Annotated in this window: 8 protein-coding genes and 1 pseudogene; 7 read left to right on the top strand and 2 right to left on the bottom strand. The window is 68.0% G+C overall.

Annotated elements, in window-relative coordinates:
• Positions 1 to 228 precede the first annotated feature (228 nt).
• From HCA44_RS20610 to HCA44_RS20585, 6 genes are all read left to right on the top strand, one after another.
• Positions 229 to 618, top strand: a complete 390-nt coding sequence (locus HCA44_RS20610; RefSeq protein ID WP_346764831.1) for a DUF485 domain-containing protein — start codon at positions 229 to 231, stop codon at positions 616 to 618.
• Positions 615 to 2,246 (top strand): cation acetate symporter, encoded by a 1,632-nt coding sequence (locus HCA44_RS20605; RefSeq protein WP_169651201.1) that lies wholly within the window; start codon positions 615 to 617, stop codon positions 2,244 to 2,246. The genes HCA44_RS20610 and HCA44_RS20605 overlap by 4 nt, the downstream gene beginning before the upstream one ends.
• Before the next feature lie 69 nt (positions 2,247 to 2,315).
• Complete coding sequence (locus HCA44_RS20600; RefSeq protein WP_169651200.1) at positions 2,316 to 2,747, top strand: SRPBCC family protein; 432 nt, start codon at positions 2,316 to 2,318, stop codon at positions 2,745 to 2,747.
• A gap of 103 nt (positions 2,748 to 2,850) precedes the next feature.
• The gene (locus tag HCA44_RS20595; RefSeq protein WP_169651199.1) at positions 2,851 to 5,208 is read left to right on the top strand and encodes an ATP-dependent DNA ligase; all 2,358 of its coding nucleotides are present in this window, start codon (positions 2,851 to 2,853) and stop codon (positions 5,206 to 5,208) included.
• A gap of 53 nt (positions 5,209 to 5,261) precedes the next feature.
• Complete coding sequence (locus HCA44_RS20590) at positions 5,262 to 5,684, top strand: pyridoxamine 5'-phosphate oxidase family protein (RefSeq protein ID WP_169651198.1); 423 nt, start codon at positions 5,262 to 5,264, stop codon at positions 5,682 to 5,684.
• 46 nt (positions 5,685 to 5,730) lie between these two features.
• Positions 5,731 to 6,156, top strand: coding sequence for a pyridoxamine 5'-phosphate oxidase family protein (locus HCA44_RS20585; RefSeq protein WP_169651197.1), 426 nt, complete (start codon positions 5,731 to 5,733; stop codon positions 6,154 to 6,156).
• 15 nt (positions 6,157 to 6,171) lie between these two features.
• On the opposite strand, the gene HCA44_RS20580 is transcribed toward HCA44_RS20585, so the two are convergent.
• Positions 6,172 to 6,849 carry a GNAT family N-acetyltransferase gene (locus HCA44_RS20580; RefSeq protein ID WP_169651202.1) on the bottom strand — a complete coding sequence of 226 codons (678 nt, stop codon included), beginning with the start codon at positions 6,847 to 6,849 and terminating at the stop codon, positions 6,172 to 6,174.
• Between the two features lie 147 nt (positions 6,850 to 6,996).
• Between HCA44_RS20580 and HCA44_RS21150 the strand changes: the two genes are divergently transcribed.
• Positions 6,997 to 8,295, top strand: coding sequence for a polysaccharide pyruvyl transferase family protein (locus HCA44_RS21150; RefSeq protein WP_240945699.1), 1,299 nt, complete (start codon positions 6,997 to 6,999; stop codon positions 8,293 to 8,295).
• A gap of 238 nt (positions 8,296 to 8,533) precedes the next feature.
• Here the strand turns inward: HCA44_RS21150 and HCA44_RS21145 are convergent.
• Positions 8,534 to 8,854: pseudogene (locus HCA44_RS21145) on the bottom strand (hypothetical protein); the annotation flags it as partial.
• Positions 8,855 to 8,930 lie beyond the last annotated feature (76 nt).

Here is an 8,930-nt window from a genome sequence, read left to right as displayed (position 1 = left end):
CATCTACGTAGACACCCGTGTCTCACATCTACGTAGACAGCACAGAGTCTCCGTACGCCTGTTTCACGCACGGGGCGGGCGCGTCCGCTCGTCGCTCGTGGAACACCGTTCGGCGCAGAACCCGACATTTTCGGCGTGTGACCCGGGGCACACCCTTTCCGTGTGACTCAGGTCTCAATAGCGTTCGGCGTGACAGAACACTATTGACACGCGACCAAGGAGTCCGCCGTGACGACCACCGACCCGGTAGTACCGCCCGACCGGCGTGTACCCGACGGGCAGGCATTCCTCGACATGCAGGCCAGCCCCGAGTTCCAGGATCTCAAGCACCGGTTTCGGCGCTTCGTGTTCCCGATGACGGCGTTCTTCCTGGCCTGGTACCTGCTGTACGTGCTGCTCGCGACGTACGCGCACGACTTCATGGCCACCAAGGTCGTCGGCAACATCAACGTCGGCATCATCCTGGGCCTGGGCCAGTTCGTCACGACCTTCGTCATCACGGGCCTGTACGTGCGCTTCGCCAACCGTGACCTCGACCCGCGCGCGGCGCACATCCGCGACGAGCTCGAGGGCACGGCACACAGCAAGGGCACCACGAACGGAAAGGGTGCACGATGACCGTGCTCGCCCAGGGGGCCGACGTCGGCAACCCCCTGCTCAACATCTCGATCTTCGTGCTGTTCGTCATCGTCACGATGACGATCGTCATTCGCGCGAGCCGCACCACCAAGAAGGCCTCCGACTTCTACACCGGCGGCGGCCAGTTCTCCGGCCCGCAGAACGGATTCGCGATCGCAGGCGACTACCTGTCGGCCGCGTCCTTCCTCGGTATCGCAGGCGCCATCGCGATCTACGGATACGACGGCTTCCTCTACTCGATCGGCTTCCTCGTCGCGTGGCTCGTCGCACTGCTTCTCGTTGCCGAGCTGCTGCGCAACACCGGCCGCTTCACGATGGCCGACGTCCTGAGCTTCCGGCTCAAGCAGCGCCCGGTGCGTATGGCGGCGGCACTGTCGACGCTCGCGGTGTCGCTGTTCTACCTGCTCGCGCAGATGGCCGGTGCGGGTGGTCTCGTCGCGCTCCTGCTCGACATCCACGGCAAGGCCGGGCAGGCCGTCGTCGTCGCGATCGTCGGCGCGCTCATGATCGCGTACGTCCTGATCGGCGGCATGAAGGGCACCACCTACGTGCAGATGGTCAAGGCCGTCCTGCTCATCGCGGGTGCCGCGATCATGTTCTTCCTCGTGCTGTTCGCGGTGCGCGGCAACTTCTCGACGCTCCTCGCGCAGGCGCAGACCGCGATCAGCGGCTCGTCCAATGCGGCGGTCGCGAACACCGACATCCTGGCGCCCGGCGCGAAGTACGGCATCAGCAGCATGAGCAAGCTCGACTTCATCTCGCTCGGCATCGCGCTCGTGCTCGGTACCGCGGGCCTGCCGCACGTGCTCATGCGCTTCTACACCGTCCCGACGGCGAAGGAAGCCCGACGCTCGGTGACCTGGGCGATCGGTCTGATCGGCGCGTTCTACCTGTTCACGTTGGTCCTCGGATACGGCGCGGCGAAGATGGTCGGCCCCGACGCCATCCTCGCCGCCCCCGGCAAGGAGAACGCCGCGGCGCCGCTGCTCGCGTTCGAACTGGGCGGCACGCTGTTCCTCGCGATCATCTCGGCCGTCGCGTTCGCCACGATCCTCGCGGTCGTCGCCGGTCTCGCGATCACGGCATCCGCGTCGTTCGCGCACGACATCTACGCGAGCGTCATCAAGCACGGCAAGGCGTCCGAGGAAGAGCAGGTGCGGGTCTCGCGCATCACCGTCGTCGTGATCGGCATCGTGTCGATCGTCCTCGGCATCCTCGCGATGGGGCAGAACATCGCATTCCTGGTCGCCCTCGCGTTCGCGGTCGCGGCCTCGGCGAATCTGCCGACCCTGCTGTACTCGCTGTTCTGGAAGCGGTTCAACACGACCGGCGCGCTGTTCAGCATCTACGGCGGCCTGATCAGCTGCCTGGCGCTGATCGTGTTCTCGCCCGCCGTGTCGGGCTCGGCGTCGTCGATGTTCCCCGGTGTCGACTTCTCGTGGTTCCCGCTGTCGAACCCCGGCATCGTGTCGATCCCGCTCGCGTTCGTGCTGGGTATCGTCGGCACCTACATCGGCGGCAGGCGCGCGGAGAGCGCGGAGAAGCGGGCCGAGATGGAGGTTCGTTCACTCACTGGTGTCGGCGTGGAAAAGGCTGTGTCGCACTGACATCCGCATGACAGAGCAACCCACGGGAGCGGCGCGTTCGGCGCCGCTCCCGTGCGTTATGCTGCCGCGGTGGCCAAACTCACAGCGAAGACCGACGTTCCCCTGACGCCCCAGCAGACGTGGGACAGCGCGTCCGACCTCGAGTCGTTCGACAAGTGGTTCACCGTGCACGACGGCTGGCGCGGCGACCTGCCGGCCACGCTGGAGGCCGGCACCAGGCTCACGTCCGTCGTGAGCGTCAAGGGTCTGCGCAACCGGGTGGACTGGGTCATCAAGGAGTACGACGCGCCGCGTCACCTCGTGCTCGAGGGCAAGGGCAAGGGCGGCGTCAAGCTGGGCCTCGTTCTCGACGTACGCGACAAGGGCGACGGGTCGGAGATCGTGTTCACCGTCGAGTTCGGTGGCGCGCCACTGTTCGGTCCCATCGGCAAGGGCGTCGCGAAGGCCCTCGAGGGCGACATCGACCGTTCACTCGCCACATTCGTCGAGCTCTACGCCTGACCCTCCGGTCGCATCCCGCCCCATCCACCCCGGTCGGCGTCGCACAATGACCCTGAGGCGGTGAGTTCCGGAAACCGACGGACATCGGGTGCGGAGGCGGCACATGGCGACGAGGCACGACTCCGAGCACGTGGAGATCGGCGGTCGGCGGCTGTCGTTGACCAACCTGGACAAGGTGATGTACCCGGCGACGGGGACCACGAAAGGCCAGGTGATCGACTACTTCACCGCCGTCGCGCCTGTCATGCTGCCGCACCTGACCGGGCGCCCGGTCACCAGGAAGAGGTGGCCCGACGGCGTCGCCGCGGAACCGTTTTTCGAGAAGAACCTGCCCCAGTCGGCGCCGGCATGGATCGAGACGCACGACGTCACGATCTCGCGGCGCACCGTGCGCTATCCCGTGTTCGACGGTGTCGCCGGGCTCGCGTGGGCGGGCCAGCAGGCAGCGCTCGAACTGCACGTGCCGCAATGGCGGTTCGAGACCGACGGCAAGGGTGCGCTGACGGGGGAGCGGGGGCCCGCGACGCGGCTCGTGTTCGACCTCGACCCCGGTGAGGGCGTCGGGCTCACCCGGTGCGCCGAGGTGGCGCGGGCGATCCGCGATCTCGTCGCGAACCTCGGCTGGGACGCCTACCCCGTCACGAGCGGCAGCAAAGGCATCCACGTGTACGTGCCGCTCGACCGCGCACTCGAACCGGGCGGCGCGTCCGCGGTCGCGAAAGAGGTCGCGACCGGCCTGCAGAGGACGATGCCCGAACTCGTCACCGCGACGATGGCGAAGGCCGCACGCGGCGGCAAGGTGTTCCTCGACTGGAGTCAGAACAACCCGGCCAAGACCACGATCGCGCCGTACTCGCTCCGCGGCCGCACGCATCCCTGGGTCGCGGCACCCCGCACATGGGACGAACTCGACGACCCGAAGCTCGCGCAGCTCGGCTACGACGAGGTCCTGCGCCGCGTCGACGAGCACGGCGACATCCTCGCCGCACTCGACCCGTCCCTGGACGCGAAGGACCCCCTCGACACCTACCGGAGCAAACGGGATGCGTCGAAAACCCCGGAGCCTGTACCGGTGTCGCGCCCTGCGGTCGGCCGCGGAGACACCTTCGTCGTGCAGGAACACCACGCGAGCAGTCTGCACTGGGACTTCCGGCTCGAGCGTGACGGTGTGCTGGTGTCGTGGGCGCTGCCGAAGGGGGTTCCGACGTCGACGCGGGGCAACCATCTCGCGGTGCACACCGAGGACCATCCGCTCGAGTACGCGACCTTCGCGGGCACGATCCCGAAGGGCGAGTACGGCGGTGGCACCGTCGAGATCTGGGATTCGGGCACCTATGTCACCGAGAAGTGGCGCGACGACGAAGTGATCGTCTATCTCGAAGGCGAACGCGCACAGGGTCGTTACGCCCTCATCCAGACGAACGGCGACCAATGGCTCATCCACCGGATGAAGGACCAGAACCCGCCGGAGGGGGACACGTCGAAGTCGGCATCGAAGGGGGCCGACGAACCGTCGACCCCGGTGGGTGACAAGGCCTTTCCTACGGATCTGCGACCGATGCTCGCGACGCCGGGCTCGCTGGGCGACGTCGACGACGAACGCTGGGCGTTCGAAGGCAAGTGGGACGGGATCCGCATCCTGGCCGAACTGCACGACGGCACCCTCACGCTGCTCAGCAGGATCGGCCGCGACAGGTTGCCCGACTTTCCGAAACTCGCTGCCTTGAAGGATGTTCTGGCCGGACACGACGTCGTGCTCGACGGCGAGGTCGTCGCGTACGACGCGACGGGCGTCACGAGCTTCCAGAAGCTGCAGAACGGCGGCGAGCCGACCTATCTCGTGTTCGACATCCTGTACCTCGACGGAGTGTCGTTGCTGCGCAAGAGTTACGAGGACCGGCGCCGCGTGCTCGAAGCGCTCGCCGCCAAGGCCGGCGGCGGTCTCGACGTGCCGCCGCGACTCGAGGGAACCGCCGAGCAGGCGCACGATCACAGTCGCGAGCAGGGCTGGGAGGGCATTCTCGCGAAACGCACCGACTCGGTGTATCTCGCGGGCAAGCGTGCCAAGACGTGGCTCAAGATCAAGAACTGGCACACGCAGGAAGTGATCATCGGCGGGTTCACCCGTGGCCAGGGCGCGCGGTCGCACACACTGGGTGCACTGTTGATGGGCATCCATGGCCCCGACGGCCGGCTCGACTACATCGGCAAGGTCGGCACCGGATTCACCGAGAAGGACCTCGACCACCTCGCGTCCCTGCTCACCCCGCTCGAACGTAAGACCAGCCCGTTCGACACCGACGTCCCGCGCGCCGACGCCAAGGACGCGGTCTGGGTGACTCCGAAGATCGTCGGGGAGGTGCGGTACTACGAATGGACCGACGCCGACCGACTGCGGCACCCGAGCTGGCGTGGTGTCCGCGACGACAAGGTCGCCGACGACGTCGTGCGCGAGTCCTGAATCGTTATGGAAGCCGCGCTCGTGGCACAGGCACCGCATCTACGCTGGTCGTCATGGCTCTGACCCGCGACGAACGCGAAGAGTTCCTCGCTCGCCCACACATTGCGGCGCTGGCGGTCACCGACCCGCGCGGCCGCGGACCGCTCGTGGTCCCGATCTGGTACCACTACGAGCCGGGCGGCAAGCCGTGGGTCCTCACCGGGGCCGGTTCGCTCAAGGCGCGGGCGATCGCGGCGGCCACCCGGTTCACCCTCATGGTCGAGCAGACCGAGCCCACCTATCGGTACGTCAGCGTCGAGGGCCCGGTGGCATTGCTCGAGCCCGGCAGCGAGGACGCGGCCCGAGCGCTCGCCGCACGGTATCTCCCGCCGGAAAAGGTCGACGGCTTCGTCGCGTCGACGGCCGGTGCGGAAGAGGTCGTCATCCATCTCGAACCCGAGCACTGGCTGTCCGGCGATCTCGGGGCACTCCGATAACCGCGAATTCGAGATCGGCGTCGGGTCGTGTGCGTACCGTCGTCTCATGGGTATGGCCGTCGAAGCACGCGAAGAACTGTTGGCTCAACCGCTGGTCGCGGCGCTCGCGGTTGCCCGTGACGCCGGCGAGCCGCCGCTCGTCGTCCCCATCTGGTACCAGTACACGCCGGGTGGCAGGCCGTGGATCCTCACCGGTACCGATTCGGTCAAGGATCGCCTGATCCGCGCGGCGGGCCGATTCAGCCTCATGGTCGAGGTACTCACGCCGTCGGTGCGGTACGTGACGGTCGAGGGCACCGTCGCGTCCCGCGTCCCGGGCACGGTCGACATGCTGCGCGAGCTCAGCGTGCGCTACCTGCCTGCCGAGGCGGTCGATCAGTACGTCGAGTTCGCGTCGGGCGACCACGGCGAAACGGTGCGCATCGAACTCGAGCCGACACGCTGGCTGTCCGCCGACATGGGCTCGTTCTGACGGCCCGCCCGCGGATCACGGGATGCGGAAACCCCGGAAGGTCACGCGTGTGCGCGTGCGGAAGCCCAGCTGTTCGTAGAGCCGCAGGGCCGAGGTGTTGGTCTCGACGGCATGCAGGAAGGCGCGCTCTCCGCGCGCGTCGATGCGCGCCACGAGCGCACCGACCAGCCGTGACGCGTGTCCGTGTCCACGCTCTTCCGGGGCGGTGCACACGGCGCTGATCTCGGTGAAACCCGGCGGCCGGAGACGCTCGCCCGCCATCGCCACCAGGACGCCGTCCACACGAATCCCGAGATAGGTGCCGAGCTCGTGGGTGCGTGGCCGGAACGGCCCCGGCTGCGTCCGCTCGACGAGGTCGAGCATCTCCGGCACGTCCTCGCGGCCCAGTTCGACGAGTGTGCCGCGACCGTCGAGACGGAAGTCGGGTACCAGTGCGGGGCCGAGCAGTTGCAGCCCGTCGAGTTCGAACACCGGAGCCCAGCCGGCCGGCGGGACGTCGGCCGCGCTGAACATGTCCGCGAGCGAGCCGTCGCCGAGGAGCCAGGCCAGGTCGGTCCATCGCTGTGGCCCGGGTACCGGATCCACCGCGGCGAAGGTCGCGACCGCGGGGTCGTAGGTGACGGCATGACCGACCCGGCGGGCCAGATGCGCGTGCCGGGTGCGCAGCGACTCGTACACCGGACGGTCGAGCATCGTCACGTCTCCGCACACGGGTCGGGCCTGGTCGTTCGTCACGCCGCGAGTATGCCAGGACACTTTCCGGAGTGGCGATTGCGCGATTCGTCCGGATCAGGGTTACTGTGTCGGGCGAAACCCGGCCGCACGACAAAGGGGACCACGATGCTTCCTCTCCCGCGTCGGCGTGGCAGTGAGGTCCGGGAGCGCGAGCTGATCTACCTGGTGGCTCCCAGCGGGGCGCCCAACTACGGCGACGAGTTCATCCTCCGCGGCTGGTTGCGCTACCTCGCCGAGCGGCGTCCCGACGCCGACGTCGTCGTCGACTGTCACACTCCGGGGCAGGCGGCCGTGCTGCATTCGGACTTCCACCCTCGGGTGGTGTTCGTCGACACGATCTGGCGAATGTGCGACGCCACACGGGATATGGAACTCGCCGAAGGCGCGGAGTTCGTCCAGAGCGCGATCGACAACCCCGGCGTGCTGTGCCGCATGGTCACCGGTATCGAGATGCTCATCCGCGCGGACGTTGTGCACTTCCTCGGCGGTGGGTACCTCAACTCGGTGTGGCCGCACCACATCACGCTGCTCGTGGCGGCATGTGCCGCAGCGGAGAAGGGCGGCGGCAGGCTCGTCGCAACAGGACAGGGGCTCTTCCCTGTCGTGCCCGGTGGGCTGCCGCTGCTGCGTGAACTGGTCGACCGCTTCGACATGTTCGACGTCCGCGACACACCCTCGCAACTCGCGGCAGGCGACGCGTCGCGCGTGCGGTCCACGGGCGACGACGCGTGGCTCGCGATTGCCGACCACGACACCTACGATTCCGAAGCCGTTGCGCTCGAACGAGATTTCGTGCTGTGTGTGCAGAGCGACCTCATGGACGACTTCGCGGGCGGCGGTGGCCTCGATGCACTCGTCACCACAGTCACCGACGTCCTGCGGGCGTGGGGGGTCGACGGCCGGGACGTCGCCGTGGTCGAGGGCATGCCCGGCACCGACCGGGTGGTGTTCGACCGAATCGAGCACGAGATCCCCGAGGCGTGCTTCGTGCCGTTCACGGACGTGTGGCGCCGGGGTCTGCCTGCGCGCCCTGGCCAGGTATGGGCGAGCACCCGGTTCCACCCGCACCTCGTCGCCGCCGCGATCGGCGCGAGCGGCACGGCGCTCGGTGGCAGGCGTGACTACTACGCCACGAAGCATCGTTCGCTCGTCGATTCGGGTTCGAACTGGGTGGTGAGCGAGCCGCAGTCGATCCCCGGAAGTCCCGTGCGCGACGGCGGATTCACGGTCGAGACCGTGCACCGGTTCCACCACGCCAAGATGGGCCTGGCAGACGAGATCTATCCGCGCCATCCGAGGCTGGCGCGGCGAGTGGGCGCCCGCGTCGAGCGCCTGCGTGCGCTGCCCGTATCGGGTCTGCGTGTCGTGCGCGAACGCCAACGCGAGACGGTGCCCGCGGTCTGATCCTCCCGGGTGTCACGCGAGTAGCGGTATCGAATTGCGGTGTGCCGGGAGTGGTTCGCTCGGCCCCTGTGGTGTCGGTGGTGGCGTGAACCAGGGCATCTTGTCGTCGTCGTGGATGTCGATGGTCCAGCCGCTGTGGTGCACGAANTGCCCCGCACCCCGGGAAGGCGCAGCCACGGTCCCGCACCCGCAGTGCCCGTCGCTGCGAGGCTGTGACCAGGCGGGTGGTGCGGCCCATCGCGAGCGGTACCCCCACGTCGTCGACCACCACCGGGGTGACGTCGGAATCGCACGCGGTCTTGCGGGCAGCCGCGATCGACAGGGTTCCTCCCCACGGTGTCCAGGGCACACGTATGCCGCCGTGTCTGTCGCTGTCTCTGTGTCTGTCGCTGTGTTTGTCGCTGTCTCTGGTGTCCTCGGTTGCACCGTCTTCCGACCGAATGTGCACGCCCTGTTCGCGGAGGTCGCGTTCTCGGATCACCACCGTCAGGTGTGGGCGTTCGCCGGCCTCGTCACCCGTCAGACCGGCGCCGAGGAACCGGCGTACCACCTCGGTCAGGGCATCCGCGCGGCGCTGCGACGGTGGGCGTGGATCACGGGTGCCGTCGTCGGCGGGGCGCGGTGCGGACAGTTTC

It is taken from the genome of Rhodococcus sp. HNM0569, from assembly GCF_012726205.1.
Classification (GTDB): Bacteria; Actinomycetota; Actinomycetes; order Mycobacteriales; family Mycobacteriaceae; genus Rhodococcus_F.
The sequence above is the reverse complement of the archived record's forward strand: the minus strand, read 5'-3'. Positions and strand labels throughout refer to the sequence as shown.

Coding starts and splice junctions, on each gene's coding strand:
- HCA44_RS20605 (WP_169651201.1), top strand. CDS start 615: ATGACCGTGCTCGCCCAGGGGGCCGACGTCGGCAACCCCCTGCTCAAC.
- HCA44_RS20595 (WP_169651199.1), top strand. CDS start 2,851: ATGGCGACGAGGCACGACTCCGAGCACGTGGAGATCGGCGGTCGGCGG.
- HCA44_RS20590 (WP_169651198.1), top strand. CDS start 5,262: ATGGCTCTGACCCGCGACGAACGCGAAGAGTTCCTCGCTCGCCCACAC.
- HCA44_RS20585 (WP_169651197.1), top strand. CDS start 5,731: ATGGGTATGGCCGTCGAAGCACGCGAAGAACTGTTGGCTCAACCGCTG.
- HCA44_RS20580 (WP_169651202.1), bottom strand. CDS start 6,849: ATGCTCGACCGTCCGGTGTACGAGTCGCTGCGCACCCGGCACGCGCAT.
- HCA44_RS21150 (WP_240945699.1), top strand. CDS start 6,997: ATGCTTCCTCTCCCGCGTCGGCGTGGCAGTGAGGTCCGGGAGCGCGAG.